Source organism: Sphingobacteriales bacterium, from assembly GCA_016700115.1.
Taxonomy (GTDB): Bacteria; Bacteroidota; Bacteroidia; order Chitinophagales; family UBA2359; genus UBA2359.
On the sequence record CP064999.1, the window covers coordinates 1,988,885 to 2,012,105 of the forward strand.

At 37.6% G+C, this 23,221-nt stretch carries 23 protein-coding genes, 1 tRNA gene and 1 pseudogene; 13 read left to right on the top strand and 12 right to left on the bottom strand.

Going from position 1 to position 23,221, the window contains the following annotated elements; all coding sequences use genetic code 11:
* Window positions 1-25: 25 nt before the first annotated feature.
* Both IPM47_07045 and IPM47_07050 read right to left on the bottom strand, forming a co-directional pair.
* Window positions 26-1,417, bottom strand: coding sequence for a hypothetical protein (locus tag IPM47_07045; protein QQS30679.1), 1,392 nt, complete (start codon window positions 1,415-1,417; stop codon window positions 26-28).
* Window positions 1,418-1,470: 53 nt separating this feature from the next.
* Window positions 1,471-1,668: a hypothetical protein gene (locus tag IPM47_07050; protein ID QQS30680.1), complete on the bottom strand. Its 198-nt coding sequence runs from the start codon at window positions 1,666-1,668 to the stop codon at window positions 1,471-1,473.
* A gap of 382 nt (window positions 1,669-2,050) precedes the next feature.
* Between IPM47_07050 and IPM47_07055 the strand changes: the two genes are divergently transcribed.
* From IPM47_07055 to IPM47_07075, 5 genes are all read left to right on the top strand, one after another.
* Window positions 2,051-2,548, top strand: a complete 498-nt coding sequence (locus IPM47_07055; protein QQS30681.1) for a hypothetical protein — start codon at window positions 2,051-2,053, stop codon at window positions 2,546-2,548.
* A 130-nt stretch (window positions 2,549-2,678) separates the two neighbouring features.
* Window positions 2,679-3,758, top strand: coding sequence for a DNA cytosine methyltransferase (locus IPM47_07060; protein QQS30682.1), 1,080 nt, complete (start codon window positions 2,679-2,681; stop codon window positions 3,756-3,758).
* The gene (locus tag IPM47_07065) at window positions 3,748-5,874 is read left to right on the top strand and encodes a sensor histidine kinase (protein QQS30683.1); all 2,127 of its coding nucleotides are present in this window, start codon (window positions 3,748-3,750) and stop codon (window positions 5,872-5,874) included. Before IPM47_07060 ends, IPM47_07065 begins: the two co-directional genes overlap by 11 nt.
* A 10-nt stretch (window positions 5,875-5,884) precedes the next feature.
* The gene (locus IPM47_07070; GenBank protein QQS30684.1) at window positions 5,885-6,499 is read left to right on the top strand and encodes a response regulator; all 615 of its coding nucleotides are present in this window, start codon (window positions 5,885-5,887) and stop codon (window positions 6,497-6,499) included.
* A complete protein-coding gene (locus tag IPM47_07075) occupies window positions 6,496-7,116 on the top strand; it encodes a hypothetical protein (protein ID QQS30685.1) in 621 nt (206 codons plus the stop codon). Before IPM47_07070 ends, IPM47_07075 begins: the two co-directional genes overlap by 4 nt.
* A 106-nt stretch (window positions 7,117-7,222) precedes the next feature.
* Here IPM47_07075 and IPM47_07080 read toward each other — a convergent pair whose 3' ends face one another.
* A complete protein-coding gene (locus tag IPM47_07080; protein ID QQS30686.1) occupies window positions 7,223-7,717 on the bottom strand; it encodes a hypothetical protein in 495 nt (164 codons plus the stop codon).
* Window positions 7,718-8,000: 283 nt separating this feature from the next.
* On the opposite strand from IPM47_07080, the gene IPM47_07085 reads away from it, so the two are divergent.
* Entirely contained in the window at window positions 8,001-9,464 is a 1,464-nt protein-coding gene (locus IPM47_07085; GenBank protein ID QQS30687.1) for a hypothetical protein, read from the top strand.
* Here IPM47_07085 and IPM47_07090 read toward each other — a convergent pair.
* Genes IPM47_07090 through IPM47_07100 form a run of 3 tightly spaced genes read right to left on the bottom strand, consistent with a single transcriptional unit; the run spans window position 9,456 to window position 11,544 of the window.
* A complete protein-coding gene (locus IPM47_07090; protein QQS30688.1) occupies window positions 9,456-10,418 on the bottom strand; it encodes a magnesium transporter CorA family protein in 963 nt (320 codons plus the stop codon). The genes IPM47_07085 and IPM47_07090 overlap by 9 nt on opposite strands.
* Before the next feature lie 17 nt (window positions 10,419-10,435).
* Window positions 10,436-11,221, bottom strand: coding sequence for a diaminopimelate epimerase (locus IPM47_07095; GenBank protein QQS30689.1), 786 nt, complete (start codon window positions 11,219-11,221; stop codon window positions 10,436-10,438).
* A gap of 53 nt (window positions 11,222-11,274) precedes the next feature.
* Entirely contained in the window at window positions 11,275-11,544 is a 270-nt protein-coding gene (locus IPM47_07100) for a hypothetical protein (protein QQS30690.1), read from the bottom strand.
* A gap of 273 nt (window positions 11,545-11,817) precedes the next feature.
* Between IPM47_07100 and IPM47_07105 the strand changes: the two genes are divergently transcribed.
* The 5 genes from IPM47_07105 to IPM47_07125 all read left to right on the top strand — a co-directional run bounded on the left by IPM47_07105 (window position 11,818) and on the right by IPM47_07125 (window position 17,040).
* Window positions 11,818-11,902: transfer RNA gene (locus tag IPM47_07105), tRNA-Leu, on the top strand.
* Window positions 11,903-12,011: 109 nt separating this feature from the next.
* Window positions 12,012-13,460 (top strand): hypothetical protein, encoded by a 1,449-nt coding sequence (locus IPM47_07110; GenBank protein ID QQS30691.1) that lies wholly within the window; start codon window positions 12,012-12,014, stop codon window positions 13,458-13,460.
* A gap of 320 nt (window positions 13,461-13,780) precedes the next feature.
* The gene (locus IPM47_07115) at window positions 13,781-14,482 is read left to right on the top strand and encodes an ATP-dependent Clp protease proteolytic subunit (protein ID QQS30692.1); all 702 of its coding nucleotides are present in this window, start codon (window positions 13,781-13,783) and stop codon (window positions 14,480-14,482) included.
* Window positions 14,483-14,625: 143 nt separating this feature from the next.
* A complete protein-coding gene (clpX, locus tag IPM47_07120; protein QQS30693.1) occupies window positions 14,626-15,870 on the top strand; it encodes an ATP-dependent Clp protease ATP-binding subunit ClpX in 1,245 nt (414 codons plus the stop codon).
* Window positions 15,871-16,251: 381 nt separating this feature from the next.
* Window positions 16,252-17,040: an alpha/beta hydrolase gene (locus IPM47_07125; GenBank protein ID QQS30694.1), complete on the top strand. Its 789-nt coding sequence runs from the start codon at window positions 16,252-16,254 to the stop codon at window positions 17,038-17,040.
* A 192-nt stretch (window positions 17,041-17,232) separates the two neighbouring features.
* Here the strand turns inward: IPM47_07125 and IPM47_07130 are convergent, their stop codons facing one another.
* Together IPM47_07130 and IPM47_07135 are read right to left on the bottom strand one after the other, a co-directional pair.
* Window positions 17,233-17,898: a hypothetical protein gene (locus IPM47_07130; GenBank protein QQS30695.1), complete on the bottom strand. Its 666-nt coding sequence runs from the start codon at window positions 17,896-17,898 to the stop codon at window positions 17,233-17,235.
* A gap of 2 nt (window positions 17,899-17,900) precedes the next feature.
* Window positions 17,901-18,482, bottom strand: a complete 582-nt coding sequence (locus IPM47_07135; GenBank protein QQS30696.1) for a sigma-70 family RNA polymerase sigma factor — start codon at window positions 18,480-18,482, stop codon at window positions 17,901-17,903.
* A 246-nt stretch (window positions 18,483-18,728) separates the two neighbouring features.
* Between IPM47_07135 and IPM47_07140 the strand changes: the two genes are divergently transcribed.
* Both IPM47_07140 and IPM47_07145 read left to right on the top strand, forming a co-directional pair.
* A complete protein-coding gene (locus IPM47_07140) occupies window positions 18,729-19,520 on the top strand; it encodes an alpha/beta hydrolase (protein ID QQS30697.1) in 792 nt (263 codons plus the stop codon).
* A 57-nt stretch (window positions 19,521-19,577) separates the two neighbouring features.
* Entirely contained in the window at window positions 19,578-20,237 is a 660-nt protein-coding gene (locus IPM47_07145; GenBank protein QQS30698.1) for a hypothetical protein, read from the top strand.
* Between the two features lie 94 nt (window positions 20,238-20,331).
* Here IPM47_07145 and IPM47_07150 read toward each other — a convergent pair whose 3' ends face one another.
* The 4 genes and pseudogenes from IPM47_07150 to IPM47_07165 form a co-directional block, all read right to left on the bottom strand.
* Window positions 20,332-20,757 carry an SCP2 sterol-binding domain-containing protein gene (locus tag IPM47_07150; GenBank protein ID QQS30699.1) on the bottom strand — a complete coding sequence of 142 codons (426 nt, stop codon included), beginning with the start codon at window positions 20,755-20,757 and terminating at the stop codon, window positions 20,332-20,334.
* 72 nt (window positions 20,758-20,829) lie between these two features.
* Entirely contained in the window at window positions 20,830-21,351 is a 522-nt protein-coding gene (locus tag IPM47_07155; GenBank protein ID QQS30700.1) for a DUF2480 family protein, read from the bottom strand.
* A gap of 92 nt (window positions 21,352-21,443) precedes the next feature.
* Window positions 21,444-21,869, bottom strand: coding sequence for a hypothetical protein (locus tag IPM47_07160; GenBank protein ID QQS30701.1), 426 nt, complete (start codon window positions 21,867-21,869; stop codon window positions 21,444-21,446).
* 92 nt (window positions 21,870-21,961) lie between these two features.
* Window positions 21,962-23,076 (bottom strand): annotated as a pseudogene (locus tag IPM47_07165) (site-specific DNA-methyltransferase).
* Window positions 23,077-23,221: the final 145 nt, after the last annotated feature.

A 23,221-nucleotide genomic window follows, 5' to 3' on the forward strand; every position in this document is an offset into this window, starting at 1 on the left:
TGTTTAACGAGTATTCAGTTACTGCCTAAAACGCAACCCCGATCAGGGAAACTGAAAGCGAACTATAGGGGTCTGCTTTTTTTGAAATCAGGGTTTTAACATCGCCGGTCGAAATGCTTAGAAAAGCACTTTTCCCGATTGAAAAAGCAATCCCTACCGGATAGCGCAGTTTAATATCGCGGTTATATTGTGCGCCGGCGGTCAGAATAAATTTGTCGGGAATAAGCTGATAGCTCAATCCGGCTAAATAGTTGTTGGGTTGTTTCCGCCCTGCTTTTTTATGGGTAAACACCAGCACATCAGAAAAAACACTGAGTTGATCAATAATCCTGTAGTCTGCATTCAACCGGAGTTTACCGTTAGATTTGCCCGAAAAAGCCTGATCGGGCTGAAAACCAAACAACTGATAGATGCCGTCTGTCTGACTGCTGAAATTGTAGGAACTGATGCCTTCATAGTTCAAACTGTCGGCAGATTCAGAACCATCGGTAGTCATATTGCTTTTATGTTTCCATTTAATAGCCCCCACATGTGCGGCGGTTACCCCTACATTTAGTTTTTTATAACCTAATTGCAAACCAAAACTATAGGCTGTGCCATGTCCGGCTGTTTTAAACAGGTTTTTAGAAAAACTGCCCAACACACTGTCCAAAGCGCCATAGTTAATGTTATACGGGTCGGCAAAGGAAGAAGTACCTGTAACTACAGAGTCCTGCACCTGAATATCCAAATGGCCGATGCCCCAAATCCGGGTAATAGTTGCACCTGCCCTCAACTTGAAATTTTCGGTCGCTACAATCTCCCTGCCATAAGCCAGGTTAGCTTCGCGAACATGGTGGTAAAAAATGTCGGAGTTGCCCAATCCAAACCCTTTGCTCATCTGAACTGAAGGTGTTTGAGGCAAATCCGGGCTTTCCGAATCGGGTTCATTGCCGTTCAGGAGTAAATCGGTAGTTTCGGGGTTAAGGTTCGTACGACCTGCAATTTTATCGGTCAGGTTAAAAGTAATTCCTCCATATTTTGGATGAATTAACGCATACGCTATCCAATTCATGTTTACATTTCCATCGAACAAAAAATTGCCTTGCCCGTTGTTGGCCATATTTCCCAAAATGCTGCCTTTGGTAGAATCCGTCATTTCTTCATTTGAAAACAAAAATTTCAGCGCATCTTTGCGTTTAATGCTATTGCCATAAGCCGTAAATCCGGGCTGTAACAAATTGAGCGATTGCGTGATTTCGGTCGCACCGCCTAAGCCGGCAGGATTGACAAAAGCAGCATTTGCACTCAATGCCGCAACAGAACTGCCACAACAAATCAACCGGCCGTCATCATAGTACATCTGTCCGAATACCGGCCTTGAAAATTGAAGAGAAACTAAAAAAACAAGAGCTGTTAAAAATTGAAGCGTTTTCATGGAAGGTTTGATTTTAAGCGTTTAATTTTTTAATTGGTTTACCGGTTAGTCCATCAAGCCGCTAAATCGTAACCGGAAAAAGGGGAGATTTTTTCCGGATTTTCCAATTTCCCGTAGAAAACAGCCATTACTTGCAAATGCGAATCATTTCCGCATCCACCAAAACCATGCGGCGAATTGCCCAAAAACTCCTCATGTTTTAACAACTCCGTTGTAACGTCTCCATAAAAAATCCGATTTACTACTCTCAAAAATCAATTTTTGCCAAAATTATTTGTATTTTGGTCAAAAAACTATCATTATTTACCATACTTTTGTAAACATTTATAATACAGATGTAAGTGTTTAAAACAATTATGTAAGTATTTACAACGGCTAAGTAAGTACTTGAAATGATTATATAAATGCTTGCTATTATTAAATAAGTACTTGCTATTATTAAGTAAGTGTTTACAATGTTTAAGTAAGTGTTTATCACGATTAAGCAAGTTCTTATAATGAATATGCAAGTTTTTACTATAAATAATCAAGTGCTTACCATGTCAATATAAATGCTTACCTTTACAATGTAAATATTGAAGAAAATAAACCAAAAAAGTAAGCGTTTTAGTAAAACAAACAAAATTACCCGGTATGCCATACGCAGACTTAACCATCGTATTTCCCGAATCGGAGGCCTTACTTGCCAAACAAGATTTGACGGAATGTCTTAACCGATTGCCGTTTTTAATCAATCTTACCCCAAGAGAAAAGAAGAATAATTTACAATTAGGTTCAAAATCGGCAGCGTTTATATATCGTTCTTTAGACCATTATCGCAATCATCCCGAAATCAGGGTGCCTTATTTGGATATTGCAGCATGGGAAAACGACTATGCCGTTCAAACCCGCCTCGAATCGCTATTGAGGCAAATACGCTCGTTGGAAGAAGCGGTAAACGACACCATCATCGCCCTAAGTCAGGAAAACATGACCGCCGCCCTGACCTGCTACAAATCGGCCAAAAATGCCGCCAAACAAAACGTTCCGGGAACCGACCACATCATAGCCGACCTGCAGCCTATGCTGCCGGGAGTACATCAGAAGAGGAAGAAGAAAGAAGGGGAGGGGAAGAGTGAAGTAAAAAAATGAAAGAAGTGGGTAAAAAAGTTGCGAATTGCAATAACTTCAAGGACAATTAGTTATTTTTACACATTTTGTAATATAAAGAGAATATCTAATTACGCTAAACAAATAAGTCACATACTTAGATTTTTGAAAAATGGCAGCTATAAAAAAGTCAATAGATTTATTTAGTGGTGCAGGTGGTATGAGTTTGGGAGCGACCGAAGCAGGTATCACTACGGTATTAGCGATAGATAATGATAAATCAGCACTACAAACCTATTTAAAAAACCACCCTCAAACAACTGTTTTATTAACTGATATTTCTAAAATTGAAGTTCCGAAAGACGAAGCATATCAAAACCTGTTTGTTATCTTCGGTGGACCACCCTGTCAAGGATTTTCAATATCAAATACCAAATCAAGAAACGAAAAAAACTTTCAAAACTATTTGTATATTCCATTTATCAAATGGATTGCCGCTTTACTGCCTCAATGGTTTGTATTTGAAAATGTAGAAGGGTTTAGAAGTTTTGGAAAAGGAATGTTGAATGAAACAATTAAGAGAGAGTTTGAAAATTTGGGTTATAAAGTATCCTCCGAAATACTTTGTGCAGATGATTATGGAGTGCCTCAAAAACGCAATCGGTTCTTTATGGTGGGCAATAGATTACAAATTGAGTTTAAATTTCCTGAAGCTACATCCAAAGCGGATAAAGTTACAGTTTTAGATGCTATTGGAGATTTACCTTATTTAAAAAATGGTGATATATTTGAAGAATTACCTTACAGGGACATAAACCTTAATGAGTATTCTTGCTTGATGAGAGGAGAATCTGAATATTCAACTCAAAATTATGTTTCGAGAAATCAAGATTATGTAATCGAACGATATCGCCATATCAAACAAGGGCAAAATTGGCGTGCTATTCCGGATGATTTAATGCAAAACTATAAAAACGGTTATCATTGCCATAGCGGTATTTACAAACGCCTAAAAGCCGATGAACCATCAGTAGTTATTTCTAATTATCGTAAAAATATGCTCATTCACCCTTTTGAGAACAGAGGTTTATCGGTTAGAGAAGCCGCACGTTTGCAAAGCTTCCCTGATACATTTAAGTTTGAAGGCCCGCTAATGCACATACAACAACAAATCGGTAATGCAGTGCCACCTTTGTTAGCAAAGGCCTTATTTGAACACATTATTAAATGTAGTGAAAAAAATGGACAGTAATTCAAAAATACTAAAATGGCGTTTCGATGTCAGTACCTTTCGGTTATTGGGACAACAGTTAATAAGCGATCGCATAACTGCGCTATTTGAATTGGTGAAGAACTGCTATGATGCCAATGCGCAAGAAGTACACATAGAATTCTACAATGTTGGTTCATTATCTGAAAACAGCAAAATTATTATTCGAGATGATGGTGTAGGCATGACCCTCGAAGATGTTCAAAATAAATGGATGGTTATTGGCACTAATAGCAAACGGACACAGCTTTATGCAGACGATACTCGTCAGAGGAGAGTGATTGGTGAAAAAGGTATTGGACGGTTTGCAGTAGATAAATTAGGTAGCCGATTGCTGATGCAAACAAAAACCGCCAATGATACTAAAGAATTGAAAGTAGTGATTCAATGGAGTGATTATGAAGATCTAAGCCAAAAAAACGCTCCAACATTATTCACAGATATAGAGAATTTATATGAACAAACTGATTCGCAAATTGGTAAAAAGGGTACAACTCTAACTATTGAAGGTGTACGTGAAATTTGGACAGATAAAGATATTACTATCTCCTGCCAAAGATTTAGCAAACTTATTTCGCCTTTCACAGAGATAAAACCACCCTTTAGAATTTTTGTATCTTCCAACGAATACAAAAATGCAGACGGCAAACTCCTGTTTGACAAAACCCCAATCAAAAACGATACAGTAGATTTTGCAACAGAATCCATTTCTTTAGAGTATGATAAAATGGAAAACTCACAACAGGTCATTAAAAATAAAAAAGGCAAATTAGTTGTTGAGACACAAAAAATCGATTCAGTATTAGGTGGAGTTAATTTTAAATTATTTTATTTTGACGAAAATGGAAAGGGGCGTTTTAAAAAAGCTAATGCCGATATGGATAACAAAATTGATGGAATTCGCATATACCGCGATGGATTATTAGCCACTCCTTTTGTAGAATATGAAGACAATCGCGATAAACAGCGAGATATTTTAGGTATTGACAAACGCAGATGGTCTGGGTTTTTTGAACGTGTCAGTTCTCGCGACTTAATGGGTTTTGTTGATATCAGCAAAGATGAAAATCCACATATCATAGAGTCCACCAATCGCCAAGATTTTCTTGACAATGAGGCATATAGGAATTTGAAGACTTTTATTATCGCACAAATCATAGAGTTGGAAAAAGCACTTAAGGACAGAAAGTTAGAAAAACGCGAAAAAGTCAGTCAAGAGTTAAACAAAGCAAATGAAGATTTAAAAGAGTTTACTAAAACTATTCGAGAAATTAAAAAAGACAATCCGCTGATTGGCAATTATTTAGAACCCTTAGAAAAACAAGCTAAACAAGCCGAAATTGCTATTAAAAAGGGAATAAAGGATAAGGAAGAGCAACAAAAAGAATTCGTGCGGAAAGAGAATATCTATTTAAGCATGATGTCCTTACAACAATATGCCATGCATTTAGCCCATGCTTTACGTATCGGAATCGGAAGAATTAAACGTCCTGCAGAATTTCTTAGTAGAAACTTCCCAAATCCCCTTTATGAAGAACGCTTTAAAAAATATGCAGAAAACATTTTTAATGAAACTAATACGCTATCTCGTATTTTAGATTTTATGTTAAGTTATGCCAAAAGCGACTTACCCATAGAAACTTTTAGTGTAAAAAATCTATTGCAAAACTTATTTCACTTTACTTACCATCCCTTATTTGAATTGGAAAATATTCAGGCAAATGTTGAGATGGAAGAAGATTTACTCTTAAATAGCAATCCCAAATTTTTTGAAGATATTTTTGAACAACTTATTTCTAACTCAATCAAGGCATTAGAAAATCAAAGTCATAAAGTAATTCGTTGCACAGGATTAATCGAAAACAATCAGTTTGTACTCTATTTTTCTGATAATGGCTATGGAATTAAACAAGGGGATGAGGAAAATATTTTTGAAATTTATTACACTCAAACTGCACATCAAGGAGGTTCTGGGATTGGTTTATATATTGTAAAAACCCGAATAGAGGCATTAAGAGGAACAATACAAGTTGTAGAAAATGAATTTAAACCAACAGGTGCGACATTCAAGATTTCACTCCCTTTAAATAAAAAGTAAAAACTCTACTATGAATAAGTCCCATGTACAAATAATATGGATTGACGAAGACGAAAGGAACAAGGAAGAGGTTCTATTTGACTCTTTGAAGGAATTGTACGAGGAAGTTGTCTTCTTTAAAAATCCAGATGAAGGGCTAAGTTATATCTTAGAAAACATTGATAAACCAATGATTGTTATTCTTGATATAAATATGCCTCAAATTAATGGGCATGTTATCTGTTCAAGAGTTCGAGAAAATTCCAAACTTATACCCATTATTCTTTTTACGGGTGTAAATGAAAATAACGAGCCTTTAAGCGATTTTATTGATAATCACGTTTTTGCATTCATTAAAAAGGACACCGATTTAGACACTATTATGGCAAAAGTAAAAGAAGCTGAAATGCTGTTAGTAACCCAAGCTGATGGTTTGATAGAAGATGCTTTGGAGGAATGGTTGCAAATTCAAGAAAATAGAAATCTGGATGAACCTTTGTTAATTCAAGCAGGCGGCCGTTCTTACTCAATTAACGAAATTTTGGATGAAGTAAGACTAAAAACACCATTCGGACGAACATTTATGAAAGATGTTGTGAGCCTCACAATTGATTTAATCTTACGAGGAAAACGAAATCTGCCATGATAAACACGCTATTAGCTTATGACAACGCTGATGATGATCTCGGCACTTTTTATGCATTATGTGCTTTGCAGAGCAAAATAATATTACAAGAAATTGCTTGTCTTTATGAATTTGATGCCAACTTATTGGATAGGTCAAATATAGAAAATAAAATTAGCGATTTTAATGGATCTCCTTTTTTGTTTATAGCCTTTTCACATGGTTTGCCCGATGCACTAATTAATAACAGTGAAAGATTCATTTGTACCGAAAACGCCTATTTCTTTGGAAAATCTATAGTTTATACCTTTGCTTGCCATGCTTCAATTGAACTGGGAGAGGCGTTAATCAATGAAGGTTGTCACGCTTTTTTAGGGTATGACAAGGAGGTTCATCACGTTGTTGGTTATGAATGTGTTTTTATAGAATGTATATGCTTCGCTTTACAGTCTATGATTGATGGTGAAAATATAGGTACCGCAATTAAGTTAATGCAAGACAAATACACTTATTATATTGATATTTTTGATGATACAGGAGATTTTATTTTATTATACAATTTGCGAAAAAATCGCGATTCGCTGAGATTATCAGGTAATCCAAGTACTTTATTGTCAACCATAGATTTTGAACCCTAAACAAATTTAATTTTCAATATAGTAAATTTGCCCCAAAAACAAAAACACCCCGCCAAAGCAACTACTTTAGCGGGGTGTTCTGTTGATTACCAAACAAACAAGAGAATTATTCAGTCGGGGGTTCTGGTTCTTCGGTGTCGTCTTCCGGTCTGTCGGGAAGGTCAAAAAATGCGTTTAAATCTTCGTAAATACCGGTTGTTCCGGGAACATTTGCTTGTGCGGCCATTTTTACACTCAAATAAAATTGGCGGCAAAATACCATCACTTCCGAGCCGGCGGCCATTTGTGTGTCGCTCATCATCTCCAAAAGCTCGGTTGCTAAGTTGATGAAGGTGAGTAGTTGTCGGTAAAAATCAAAATCTTTTTGCGCAGCAGCAAGATTTGCGTAAGGAGGAATAAGGTCAGGACGGTTGGTGGCGTGGTCTAAACAACGCACAGCCAACATATACCGCTTGTTGTGCATTTTGTAAAAACGCCCACGCTCATCAGGGGTAAGATTGACCACTTTACCTAACAATATAGTGTTAAGTCCGGCAAAGTGTCCGTTAGCAGCGGTTATCTCGGCAGGCGAAAACAGGGCATCAATATCATGGTATGGCATGTTTTGATGAATTTAAAGGTGAAAGAAATTATTATTTGGTAATCTTAAAAGCAAACGCAGAATTTGTTGAAAAAGTTGCTTCCCCTATATATTTTAATTCTCCTTAATTAACTGCTCTGTGACAAATCAAGCTAATTCATTAAAATACCCCAAACACTAAAATTCTTATTTAAAAGTAAATTGTAGCAGATATTTATTCTAAATGGCGATGGTTTTAAGGAATAACACCTCCACCCCTTTTTTTTTCTTTACTTTTGCATGATATTTCTACCAAACTGCCCCAATGAATACCACGCTTAATTTCGCCATGGCTTTTGACGGAAACTCCGGACATTCGGCTGCGCTAAGCAGTTTGTTTCCCGAACCTAACGAAATGAACCTCAACAGCAGACTATTTATTTTAAGTGCCGGAACAGGCGAGCCGGAACATGCGCGACATTTTTCTCAGATTTTATGCCGGGTTTTTCAACAAAACATTTCATCAGCGACTGCCCTGAAAACCCAAAGGCTGGGACAGGTTTTTGTCAACGACACTTTGCGCAAGGCGGAACGGGAAATTCAAAACTACTTACTCCAATATCCAAGGCTGAAAAATGTTTATGGGGTTATGGCACTGGCTTTTATCAATACAGACGGAAGCATCGCCCTATCCTGGGTTGGAAATTGCCGGGCGTATCATATCCGTAATGGTAAAATTTTATATCAAACCGAAGACCACTTAGCGAACTTATTGCAGGACAACAAACTCAACATTATACCACGGGCTGTTAACGGCACAGAACCGGCCTGGGCAAGTCTTTCCACTATTACCAACCTCCGGACCAACGATATTTTTATGCTCTGTACGCCCTCGGTGGTTGAACAAATCGGGAATCAATATCTGGAACAAATTTTTTTTCAGAACCCTACTGCAGACCAACTATTTCAAAACATAACTTCCAGAATAAATGCCCGTTCAGCCTCCCTGATGTTTAACGGAAACGCTTGTTTCATGCTGCGGATTGAAGATTCCATTTTGTCTTCAACTTCTGCCAATCACGTTCAGGGTCATCGCAATTTTTCGGATTATGCAGATTTGCTCGTTACAGAGCAACCTGCCCGTGGTTTTGCCGGAAAAAGAAATCTGATTCTGCAACTTGGCATTTTGATAATTGTTTTGCTCATCATTGCCGCCGGTAGTTTTTTAGTTTATCGCCATGTTCAGCAACAACCCCAGCGAGCTTTGTCAAATATTATTTCCGAAGCTCAGGCATTGGCTGCCGAAGGAAATTACGAAAGAGCAATCTTTGATCTTGAAGCAGCTATGGCCATTCATTCAGCCGATACGGAACTTACTCAAACTGCCCAGTTTTTGCTAAAAAAAATGAAGCAGGAAATGATGATGACTCATGCAGATTCCTTGTTTGAAGCAGGCAATTGGTTTGAAGCCAAATCAAGCTACGATATGGCTTTTAACATTGACACCGAAAATTATGAATTAAAAAACCGCCTGTCTGTTGTCGGAAAGTTGATGGAAGACGAAAAAAGAAGTCGCCTCTCAAATGCTGACAGCCTCTTGCAAGCTAAAGATTATATTCAAGCACGCAACCAACTGTTTGAAGCCTTGTTATACGACCAAAATAACCGGAGGATTGTTGAAAAAATCAACCTGTGTAATCTTAAACTTAAGCAAGACACTTTGTCGCTTTCTGCTGCGCTGCAACAAGCAAACATCTACCTAAGCACACAAAAAGACACCTTAAAATAAGCGGTTGCGTCTGAAAAACCAAACAATACTTGCGGTCAGTGCTGTGGCAAATAATATAATTCCGCCAAAAGCCAAAGGATGATTTTGCCCTACGAGCGGAACGTTCATGCCATAAAAACTTGCTACTAAGGTCGGCACCATTAAAATAATGGTAATAGAGGTAAGCCGTTGCATGATGGTGTTCATATTGTTGGAAATAATCGAGGCAAACGCTTCCATGGTGGCATTCAGAATATTGGTGTAAATCTGCGACATTTCCTGAGCCTGATTCATATCTACCATAATATCATCAAAAAAGTCTTTTTCCTCTTCACGCTCCTTGACATTGAGAAAATCGGTGCGTTGCATTCTAAGCATCATCAACTCATTATCGCGCAGGGTGGTAACAAAATATACTAAGCTTTTCTGGATACGCATTAGCTTTGATAACTCCTGATTTCGGATGGCGGTAAACAGTTCTTTTTCATAGAGATTGCGCTGATGGTTCATATTCTTCAAAAAATGAAGAAAATAATGAACGGTGCGTTCAAAAAACAGCAGAACAAACAAACTATGGTCGCGGGTGTCGAAACTTTTAACCTCGGCGGTGAGAAAATGATCAACCACCAGGTTTTTTACCGCCGAAATCGTCAGTATATAATCATCTACTTCCACTATCCCGACAGGCACGGTGATATATAAGGCATCATAGTCGTTTTCAGATTCGTGGTCGGGCCTGTTTCTTATCGGAATATTAACTACAATAAACCGCACGCCATCTTCTTGCTCATAACGGGAACGTTCATCAATATCGAGAGAGTCTATAAAAAAATCGGTAGAGATATCCAGCTCCTCACTAAGTTGTTTCAACTCTTCATGGGTATAAGGAGGGTAAACATTAATCCACGAACCTTTGACAGGCTTGTCCAATTCTATGAGTCTTTCGTGCCTGTCTTTTGTGTAGTATTTAATCATAACAGTAATCCGGTAATTTAAAGAGATATTTCACCCGAAAAAACATAAGCGGCAGGCCCCTGTAGCCAAATATCGGTAAATAGTTGGTGGTTGTTAACAAGCTTTACTTTTAAGCCTCCCCCTTTTGTGTGAACAACTATATTAACATTCCCCAACTTTCCATTTTTCACCGCAACTGCAATTGCCGAAGCAACTACTCCGGTGCCGCAAGAAAATGTTTCAGCCTCTACTCCCCGCTCATAAGTAGCAACCTTTATCCCTCCTTCTACAGGCTCGACAAAATTAACATTGATTCCTTTTTCTAAAAAAGCAGGGCTATATCTAACTGCCCGGCCTTGTCCCAAAACATCAACCCCGTCCACATTTTCTACAAATTTAACATAATGCGGAGAGCCTGTATTTAAAATAAAATCACCCCCTTCTTCATGAATCGTTGAAACCGGCTGCATTAACAACGAAATTTCTCCCAATTCGTCTATATATGCTTCATGTTCCCCGTCAACAGCATAAAATCGCGTGTAATTGCCCGTAAAAAAACCGGTTTTGTGAGCAAAAGCTACCGCACATCTTCCTCCGTTCCCACACATAGACCCCTCAAAACCATCAGCATTGTAGTAAACCATTTCAAAATCAAACCCTTCTTTGTTTTGCAGCAAAATGACCCCGTCTGCACCAATACCAAACCTGCGGTCGCACCAGTGAGCATATAACTTCGGCTGATAACGCATCAAATGATTGTTTCGGTTATCTACCATTACAAAATCATTTCCCGTTCCATGATATTTATAAAACCTGATTTGCATAACTTTAACCTGTCTCTTTTTTAAATCCTGATTAACCTTCCTAAACTATTCAACTATTTTTCAATAACGGAACTATCCTTGGCTACCCTAAAACTGTCCTTATGCTGCATCAAAATGGTATCAGAGACTACTGAACTGTCAAGAGCAATGTCTTGCTCCGGTTCAGAAAATGTTTGTCCATGGTTTGTTACCGGCCCTTCTCCAATTATGAAGGCTACCACAAATAATGCTGCAAGCAGAAAAAAGCCAAAAATTGAAAACTTCCACCCCCAAATATTGCCTTGCCCGGTGTTGGAGTCATCTTTATTATTCTGAGAATTCATATAAGTCAAACAATTTGATTTGATTGGTCAGGTCCCAATAGGTTTCGATGCTCAAAATTAAGCTATCAAACTACATTTTTTTCTATTTTTCAACATATTGTAACATTGAATATAGAAGCCTGAACTAAAAATCACCTTTACTAAATCAATAGTAAGTCAAGGCATTGCTGTTATCGTTCAGGAAGTACTTTTATTTTGCATAAGGGGAAAGTATTTTGGTCAAAAAATTTTTTATTGTAAAATAACTACTACCTTTGCGCTTCAAATTTTGATGCGGGTGTGGCGAAATTGGTAGACGTACCAGACTTAGGATCTGGCGCCGTGAGGCATGGGGGTTCGAGTCCCTCCACCCGCACCATTCTGCGCTCATTGACCTGATTGCTTTTTTTCTGAATGGATATTTCTGTCAGCCTGCAAAGAAAAGCACTTAGTCTTATTGTCTTATCTATTTCAAGCAAAAACGGATTATGAATATTGTAAGCGAAAAATCAGAAAAACTTACACTCCTTACGACTATTACTATCAATTCTGAAGACTATAAAGCCACATACTTAAAAAGTCTCAAAGAAATGGCTAAGAAGGCAACAGTGAATGGTTTCAGAAAAGGAATGATGCCACTTCCGCTCTTTCAAAAAATGCACGGCAAAAGCATTTTGTTAAATGAATTATTGGATATTGCAAATAAAGCCTATCAGGAATCATTTTCAGTATCAGAATTCAATTTATTTGGGAACCCTATTTTAGCAGATGAAGTTGAATTAACTATTGATCCACAAGACCTCAATAAAACCTATACTTTTGTATTTGAAACAGGTATAATTCCGGATTTAGACATCAACGAACTGACCAATATCAAAACTGAGTTTGTCAGATATACTCCGGAAGTAGATGAAGAAATTATTACTTCCGAAATCAAAACCTATCAAAGAAAATTAGGAAATACTGTTATATTGGAGGAAATTGTTCCAATAGGAGAAACGGATGTTTTAAAAGTATTCATTGAGGAAGTTGATTCAGAGGGTATTGTAATTAGTGATGGCATAAAAAATGAAACGGTAATTACTTTAGATATACTTAATAAAGGGGAAGAATATGATAAACTAAGCAAACTTCAGCTCAATGAAAGTGCAATAATCAACATATTTGATGCTTTTCCTCATGATAAAAATATAATTGCCAGACAGTTGTTGGGATTGTCTGATTATACGGATGCTTTATCTTCCAGTTACAAAGTTACAATCAATGAAGTATCGAGACTTGAACTTATGCCAATTGGTGAAGAACTGTTTAAGCTGGTTTTTCCGAATGAAGAGGTCGCCGATGAAAAGGCTTTCAGAGATTTGATCCGTAAGAATATACAAGATTATTATAACTTGGGAAGTGATATGGTACTGCGCTATCATATACAAAAAGCCTTAGAATCATATCATGTAGAACTCCCCTTTGAATATATTCAAAAGTTCTTAATTGGTCAAAACGATAAAGAAACCTATAATTTGGCAAGTTTTATAAAAGCATACGAAGCATTTAAACTTCAGTTTTGGCAGATGGCCATTGAAAAAGTTACAAAACTGGAAGTTTCTAATGAAGACCTGGCTTCAAAGGCACGTAAATATATCTATCGGAAATATAATCTGGATTACAACATTAATTTACCTGAAGAATTGCTTGAACAGGTAATCTACAAAGAACTCGAAAATCCGGATTTCAAAGAATCATTAGTTCAAGAGATAAAAACTGAAAAAGCATTAAACTATCTGATAAGTGTTTTGCCTGTAAAAAATCAAACTATATCAACAGAAGAATATTTCGTTATGTTGCAAACGTATAAGTTCAGAAAAAACCCTCTGACTAATCCCGAATCTGACGAAACAAACTCAACTACCGAAGTTGCCGCTGTTGAAGAAAATATATAGAGTAAAAGACGTTTTAGTTTAAAGGATAGTAGCCTTTTAACACTGGATTCCTTTGTTTTTTTACCCATTCTTCAGAATCATCAGAAAAATAGCTTCTCAATAGCCTCACAAACGCTAATCTGCAAAACCACAATCAAATTGAGGCAGGTTTTGAGTAGATGGTTTTTGATAAAATTGTGTTGCTGTTAAAATCTAAATAAATTTTAACTGTTAAAATTATACTCCCTGAAATGGTAACACAACCTTTGAGGGTTAAAGTGTGTTTACATCAAACTACACACAAAACAAGTTTGTTTTTAACAATTAAATTGAATTAAGCTATGAACTTTGGCAACGAATTTAAAAAATATGCCACTAAACATATTGGTTTAAGCGGCATGCACGTAGAAAAGTACATGGAAAACTCACTTGCCGGGTTACCCGTAAACTTTACTCCAAACATTATAGAAGAAAGAAACATGAATGTGGCCTTAATGGACGTGTTTTCCCGTCTTATGATGGACCGCATCATTTTCTTTGGCGTGCAGGTAACTGATTATACGGCAAATATTGTTCAGGCGCAGTTGTTATTTTTAGAGTCAACTGACCCGCAGAGAGATATATATATGTATATGAACAGTCCCGGTGGTTCAGTTACGGCCGGTTTGGGAATTTATGATACCATGCACTATATTTTACCCGATGTAGCAACAATATGCACAGGGTTGGCCGCTTCGATGGGTGCAGTTTTACTTGCTGCAGGAACTAAAGGTAAAAGAACAGCCTTGAAACATGCCCGTATAATGATACATCAACCTATGGGTGGTATGCAGGGACAAGTAAGCGATATGGAAATTTCGTACAAACTTGTTAAAAAAATGCAGGAAGACCTTTATAATATCCTAAGCCACCACACCGGACAAACCTATGAGCAGATTACCAAAGACTCCGACCGGGATTGTTGGATGACTTCAGAGGAAGCCAAAGCTTACGGTATAGTGGACGAAGTATTGATTCGATCAAAAAGAAGTAAAGAGCAATAAATTTTCGATTGCAGTTTATAATTAATGGTTAATGTTGCCCGCTTAAGGACTTACTGAAACATAAGGCGGAAAACATTAACCATTCTTAATTTGTTTAAATTCTGAGTTTATTCAGATATTGTTAACCTGTTTATTTTAAGAACATGCCCCCACGTCAAAAACACGAACAGCATTGTTCCTTTTGCGGACGACAAAGATCGGAGGTCATCATGCTGATTACCGGGCCGGAAGCAAATATTTGTGAATCCTGTGTTGAACAAGCTCAGGAAATCATAGAAAATGAGTTGAAACACACCAAAAAGAAGTTTAAATTCGAGTTGCCTAAACTGCTCAAACCCATGGCAATAAAGGCATTCCTTGACCAGTATGTCATTGGTCAGGAGGAGGCCAAAAAAATTCTGTCGGTTGCGGTTTACAACCATTATAAGCGGCTAAATCAACCCTCTGCTTCGGAGGTGGAGATAGAAAAATCCAATATCATCATGGTTGGACATACCGGAACAGGTAAAACCCTGTTAGCACGAACTATTGCCCGTTTCTTAAACGTACCCTTTGCAATTGTAGATGCCACAGTTTTTACGGAAGCCGGTTATGTGGGCGAAGATGTAGAAAGCATTTTGAGCCGTTTGTTACAGGTTTGCGACTATGACACTGAAGCAGCCGAAAAAGGAATTGTGTATATTGACGAAATTGACAAAATAGCCCGGAAAGGAGACAATCCCTCTATTACCAGAGATGTTTCGGGCGAAGGTGTTCAGCAATCACTGCTTAAACTTCTCGAAGGCTCCGAAGTGTACGTGCCACCTCAAGGGGGCAGAAAACATCCGGAACAAAAAATGATTAAAATCAATACCGAAAAAATACTCTTTATCTGTGGAGGTGCTTTTGGAGGGCTCGATAAAATTATTGCCAGAAGGGTACAAAAAAATATTGTTGGTTTTAAAAGCGATCAGCTAATTGGCAGCAATGAAACCGACGAAAGCCTTCTCCGTTATGTCAGCCCTCAGGATATCAGAACCTTTGGGTTAATTCCGGAACTAATCGGGCGGTTACCAATTGTTACTTATCTCGAACCTTTAGACAGAAAAGCATTACATGAAATTTTGGTAACTCCCAAAAACGCACTCGTCAAACAATACCAAAAACTATTTGAAATGGAAGGCATTAAACTGACATTTACCGACGAAGCAATTGACCTGATTGTCAACAAGGCGGTAGAATTTAAGTTGGGTGCAAGAGGGTTGCGCTCTATTTGCGAAGCCATTATGACGGATGCCATGTTTGAACTACCGTCTGAACCAAATATAAAAGCTTTTGAGGTAACTGCCAAATATGTAGAAGAACGTCTTTCGCAGGAAAAAATTAAAACTTTGCGCATCGCTTCCTGAAAAGTTTCGATATACGGTTATAATCCTTTATTGACAAATTGCAATGCCCGATATGATTTAAATTATCGGGCATTTTCTATTGGGTAAACCCTTGTCTTTTCACTTTCTCACAAAAAATTTTTTTCATTTAATCAGGTTTTTTATTCTTAATTCAATGTTAAGAACGCTGTTTAATACCTATCACAGCCTGTAATTGTTAAATTTCCTAAATTTTCAAAAAAAATTCTCAATTTTAGCTGATTTTTTTCTGGAAAAAGGAATATAGAAGTTGTAGCGTTTCATAAATCTCGAAACAAAAAACGCTTTTTAACAAGTTTAGCCAAACAGTTAGAAAATATACTATGCAGAAGTTAAAAAATCACCTCCTACAATCAAAACACAATGCTACAACAATCAATCCTCAATTTTCAATTTGCAGGCAAGGGACCTAACTTGTTATTGCTTCATGGTTTTTGTGAAGATTCTACAATTTGGAACAATTTTATACCTGAACTAAGTCGTAACTATTGCGTAATTATTCCGGACCTCCCTGGTTTTGGGAATTCCGAATACTTAAAAAGTAGCAGTATCGAAGAAATGTCCGATTCGGTCTGTTTAGTATTGCAAAAAATGGGGGCAAGCCAATTTGTAGTTGTAGGGCACTCAATGGGAGGTTATGTGGCTTTAGCCTTAGCAGAAAAGCACCCCGATGCTATTAAAGGTCTTATGTTATTTCATTCCACCTCATTGTCAGATTGCGATCAGAAACGTAAGGATCGGGAAACTGCGATTGGTTCCATAAAGCAATATGGAACCCGTCCGTTTTTATCCGGATTTTTTAATAAACTGTTCAGAGAAAATAACACCCCAAATTTTACCAAAATAAAAGATGAGTTAAAAAGCCGAACGATGGAACTTCCTGCTGAAGGCATTATCAATGCGATTAATGCAATGATGATAAGGCCAGATAGAAGTTGTCTGTTAAAACATTTAACTTGCCCGATTGGATTTATAGCAGGCGATCAGGACGAGTTTTTGCCTTTGTCGAAAACAATTGAGGAAAGTTCATATCCTGATACCAGCGTTATTCATATTCTTCGTGGAGCCGGACATGCAGGCATGTTTGAGCAGTACGATGAAACTCTAAAAATGGTTAGCAATTTCACAAAATTCTGTTATGAAGTTGCATAAAATTTTAACCTCCTCTGTTTAACATTTTTAGACAGAATTTTAAAACAACGACTATGAAAAAATTACTTTTTGCACTGATTATAGGGGCGATTTTCCTTGTGGCAGCCCTTTTGACAGTTTCCCCAAAACAACAAGATTAAATTTTTGTGTTCAGTGAAAAGACATAAGGATTCAACATCTTTAGTTTCGGAATCAGTTAGGAGGCATTAAATGGCTATGGACAAACAATATTCCGGTAGCTATTCCCAACTGACGGCGCAGATTTCGGTCTGTTGGGGTTAGTTTCCAATAGTATCTCCCGGGTGGCAAAGTGAATTTTAAATCGAACATCAGTTCTAAAGGGGGAATTTCCTTTTTTAAAACCCCATGTTGGCTATTATCATAAATTCCCAACAACAGGCTTGAATTAACCGGCTCACCAAAAGCGAAAAACAAACTATCATTGCAATCAATTCCTGATTCCGGTAAAACTATAATTTCCTGTAGTTTGTTTTCAACGGCTCCGCCTGCATAAGATCGGGTAAAAACAACTTCTTCATAACCAGCAATTGGAGCAAACATTTGACTTAACTCTTCCAATGTATAAGTTACTTCTTCCGAACTAAGAACATTAGAGAAGGTGGAAGTCTTTTCATGCTCAATTTGGTTTAACCCCAGTTTTTCCACAATTATACGGGCTTTCATCACCGGATTTTGCTCAATGATTTGCGCTACTGTATTTTGCAGTTTTAAAGCTCGGGCAAAAGGATTGTTTCCGTTATTTTCTAACAACTTTTCAACAAATAATGAGCGTACATTTTCGCTCAACTGATGGCTGAAATAGTCGTTTATTAGAATTTGTTCTTCAACAGAAAGCATGTTTAATTTGTTGTTTTTTTGTTTTTTTGAATTCGTTTAGTTAGTTCAGCAAGACAAACTGAATAACGATAACGGGCGTTTTCATAACTGATGTTCAATTGACTGATAATTATGTCATATTTATCGGTTTCACGTCTTAAACGAATAATGTCCTGACAAGATTTCCGCATTTGTTTTAATTCAGTTTCGACTAATTCCCACAATTCGGGGTACTCATCAAAGGGATTGTGGTAATTAAAAGGCAGTTCTGGATAATCAACTACCAGGGTTTCCAATAATTTATTGTTTGATTTTAGATGGTCAACCCATTTATTGCGGCATATTCTAAATATATATGCAATGGGTGAGCCTTGGATGACAAATTCCGGATTTTGGCATTTTTCCCAGTAAATTGAAATGCCTGTCCATGTCAACTCTTCCGCCCAGGATTGAGCGTTATTTTTTGATAACATACTTACAATATTAGGCAAAAGCTTGCGAAACACAAAAACAATAGTATCACTATCACCGTTACGCAGTCCTTCTGCAATTTCCCCAATACCCATACTCTTAAATGTAGTAGTTATGTTAGTGTGAATGGTCAATATTTTTAAAAAAGATTTTTTCTCCTCTAAAGATTTTCGTATTGGGATTCTTTTGAGCTTGAAAAACCTATCAAATGCAAAAATATCAGAAAATTCAGAAAATACGAATAGTTCCCCCTAACAATCTATGAAGTTTACAGACTTTATAAAATAAAAGCGATTTGTAAATATCTAACTTATACTATTCAGTTCAATACAAATTTTAATAAACCGCAATTAAAAATTGAATCTCAATAATACCTGTTTATGAAAAAGATTAGTTCAAACGGTTTTCATTGTGCCGGAAACGGCCCGACTCTTTTACTTTTGCATGGCTTGTTTACAGATTCAAGAGTTTGGGAGTCGTTATTTTCAAATTTAAGCCAGAATTATTTTGTATTAACCCTTGACTTGAAATGGTTAAACAATTCAACGCATAAAAACATTGATACCATTGAAGAAATGGCTAAAGAAATCTGTAAGGTTCTGCAAAAAACATGGATTACTGAAACAGTGATTGTAGGACATTCAATAGGTGGGGTTTTAGGATTAGCTTTAGCTGAAAAGCATCCCGAAGTAGTTAAAGGGTTAATGTTGTTTCATTCGACCGCTCTGGCTGATTGTGAACAAAAACACAAAGAAAGGGAGTTTGCAATTCAGTCTATAAAAGCAAATGGTGCAAAATCATTTGTCAGAAATTTTGTTCAAAGTCAAATGTTTACCGAAGAGTTTGCCGGTCAATCTCCCGAAATTGTCCAAAAAATTACAGACCATGCAGCTATGTTTACTGAAACAGGGCTGACCAGCGCCCTTAAAGCAATGATGTGCCGGGCTGACAGAACCCCTTTGTTGAAAGAATTAACCTGCCCTGTTGGTTTTATTGCGGGCGAAATAGACAAACAAATACCTCTGAAAAACACCTTGTCAGAATGCTATTTGCCCCAAATCAGCAAATTAAACATCTTGTCTGATGTTGGTCATGCCGGCATGATTGAGCGTAGTGCTGAAACCTTGAAGATGGTCAAAGAATTTACACAGTTCTGTTATGAGATGGTCTAAAAAACGTATCTTGCCTCATTCTTTTTAATTAACAAGCCGAAACCGGCAGAAATGTGTATGAAAATGAAAAATCTGATTCTTACTTTTTTATTGGGAATCCTGTTGATTTTTAGCGGCTGTTTTGACATCACAGAAGAAATTACATTTAACAAGAATGGCTCAGGCACTACACGCATCACTGTTGATTTGACTAATATGATGAGTATGTTTAGCATGTTTATGCCGGACTCTGTAAAGGAAAATATGGATGTTAATCAAATTATGGGAGGCGACATGAGTAAATATAGCAAGATGAACGGCATTTCTAATGTCCGCTCTGAGCGGTTGGACGAATACAAGTATGCCATCTCTTATGATTTTTCGAGTATTGATGTATTAAACAAAGTGCTGGAATCAAATACTGAAAGCGAAACAGGGTTGGGCAAAATGGCAACAAAATATCAGGCTAAAAAAGGAAAAGTTTACCGTCAAACAGAGTTTACGGCAACTGATGCTCACGATGAACATGGGATGGATGAATACATGGAGCTTTTTTCAATGACCGATAAACCAAAATACCGGGTAGTTTACCACTTTCCATCCAAAATCAAAAAGACTAAAATTAAAGGAGTTACCCCGGTTACGGTCAAAGAAGGAAATACCATTACGATGGAATACAATTTAATGGACTTCGTGGAATCGGGCGGAAAAGTAATGGATCATTATATCAAATACTGACCATTTACTAAGTGAAAAGTGAAAAACTAAAAGTGAAAAGTGAAAAACTAAAAGTGAAAGAACTTTAATTTACCATTTATATTTCTTAAATGTATTATTCCAGCCAAAAGTCGGGAATATGGGCATTTAAGTCTGCTGCAGAATTGACAATTTCTTTGGCTGCATCGGCATAACGGGCAAGAGTAACTATACTCCCTTTTTTAAGTTTTAGTTTGCCTCGCATGATGGCCATCAGAGGGGCTATCTCCCTGTCTAATACTTGTTTCCATTCTTTACCTCCGGCTGCAAGAATAAAATCGGCTTGTTCAAAATCTTCAGGCCCTGCAACTTTGGCATCACGACATTCACCATGAAAAAGGTCTAAAAATACGGCAGGCGAGCTTTCCGGGTCAATCTGCCCTTCTCGCATAAACACCATCAGCAGGGAACCTTCCCAGGTTGCTGCATACTGTTGATAGGCTTTATTGTCGTTCAGGCTTTGGTGAAGAGCGGATATCCATTCGGGGGTAAAAATGGTCATAATGAAATTTGGTTGTAGAGGAATATGTAATGACTAAAAAGTTGCCCTATGCCCGGCAACAATTTACATTTGCTATTGACTATCTGTTTCTTTTTGCTTGTAAATAGGAACGGTGGAGCAGGGTTCACCATACATCAGGGATTTAACCACCGGTTTTAGCAAACGGGTAATTTCAACATAAGCCGATACAGGTATTTCTTTTTCACCACATCCTTTTATCACCACTCTTTTGTTGCTATAATCCTCCGGATTGATTTTAGATAAAGATTGAAGCATTAAATGGGTTTGCAGGGTTTCTTCGGTTCCAAAAATAAAGCCGTCGGCTATGGGATGAAGGTAATTGGCTACAACCATATATGCCCATTTAGGTACAATTGCATCGGCACTGCAAGTGATGGCTACCTGTTTGCCGGAATAAACTTCCCAGTTATGTTCCTTCATGGAAAGACGAAAATCTTTTTCACGTAAAATTAACCCACGGAATAAAAACTCTTTGAGGTCAAACACAACGATTGGTTGTTGAGGTAAAAATTCTTCTAAGTTGAGGGTGATAATTCCGCTTTGGGCTACGCGGTTGACAATAAGTTCTGACATGATCTAAAATGTATTAGAACGGTTAAGATTACGACTTAGAAACAAAGGTTTCAAAGGAAATGTTTAACCCGGTCAATGCAGGTGAATTTTGATTAGTTTTTTTTATTTTTGGTGTTGACTACCATCATCAAAAAACGGGTTTCAACAACCGTATATAGGGTATATAAAACAAAAAAGGGTATAATGAAATAGACAGTCTGCGGATTTGCTGCAAGGATATAGACCAATACCATGAGAATGCTGAACAAAAATTTTAACCCCATAGCTCCCAAAACCAGATTGACTGCACGACCGGGTGTGCTGCTTTGGTTAGTCATCGCAATCAGATAAATAATGAAAAACGACAAAAGCGTAAAGAACCCATAGCATAACCATGCAAAACCGGGATAATCACCCAGTTTTCCGGTAACATGAAGCATTCCTGTTGCCAGCCCTACCATTACTGAAAACAACAGCAATTTGGTATATATTGAACTTGTCGGCGTGGATTTATCTGATTGAGGGGTATTCGTTGTCATCAGGAATGCTAAAATGAAAAATGTTTATGGTAGCCTTTTGAATTCAGGTAACTGCTTTTTAGAAGAAGTTGTATTGGGCAAAGATATGTTTTTTATTGGTCAAACAGTGCAGAATTGCCGATTTGCAATCCTGTGTTAGCCTTTAAATATTCTTGTCGTAGTTGGTTAATACTGACCAATTGCCCGTTACGGTCAACATGCCAGAACATCCACCCGTTGTTGGCACTTTTTCGAGTATTGCAGCACTGACCTTATGAATAGATCCCCGAATATCCTCCCAAACTAAAGTGCCATCTGCAAGGGTCATCGCTTCATTTTTCCGGTTTTCTGAAAACAAAGTTTCACCTGCAATCACTAAACCTGTTTCTATCAGGGTTCCAAAAGGTACACGAGGTTGTTTATAAGTGGATTCATAATCAAGCGCTTCATCTGAAAGAGGAATAACTGCCGACAAACGTTGGCGGGAAACCTGCACATAAAATTCATCCTGCTCAATTCCTATGAACCTGCGATTCAGTTTTTTTGCAACTGCCGCAGTGGTACCGCTTCCGCTGAAAGGGTCTAAAATAAGGCTATCCTTGTTTGAAGTTGCTAAAATAATGCGGTAGAGCAAGGCTTCTGGTTTTTGGGTGGCATGTGCCTTTTGTCCGTTTACCTTTACCCGTTCAGCACCCGAACAGATAGGGATATACCAGTCGGAACGCATCTGAAGGTCATCGTTAAAAGTTTTGAGCGATTTGTAATGAAACGTAAATTTAGACTGCCTGTCTTTGGATGCCCAAATCAGGGTTTCATGGGCGTTGTTAAATCGTGTACCCTTAAAATTGGGCATGGGGTTGGTTTTTATCCACACCACATCGTTGAGCAACCAAAAGTCCAAATTCTGCAAAATTGTGCCTACTCTGAAAATATTATGGTAACTGCCAATGACCCATATTGTTCCGTCAGGTTTTAGTACCCGCCGGCAAGCACTCAGCCAGTTTTCAGTAAATATGTCATAGGCCTTTAAGGACTCAAACTTATCCCATTCGTCAAAAACCCCATCCACTTTAGTTTGATTAGGGCGGTACAGGTCGTTTTGAAGCTGCAGGTTATACGGGGGGTCTGCAAAAATCAGGTCAACTGAATTTTCGGGCAATAGATTTAGCCATTGAATACAATCGCCCTGTAAAATCTGATTGATATATTGTTGAAGAATAGCGGGCATAGTTCAGGTAACAAAAAAATTTCCGGTTATATAGGGGAGATTTAAAATTTCCTGAAAGATAGGGAAAAAAACGGCAAACGGTTAAAGCATAAGCCGCTTGAACCAACAACTCCATCCCAAGAAACCCGGACGGTCGCTTCATATA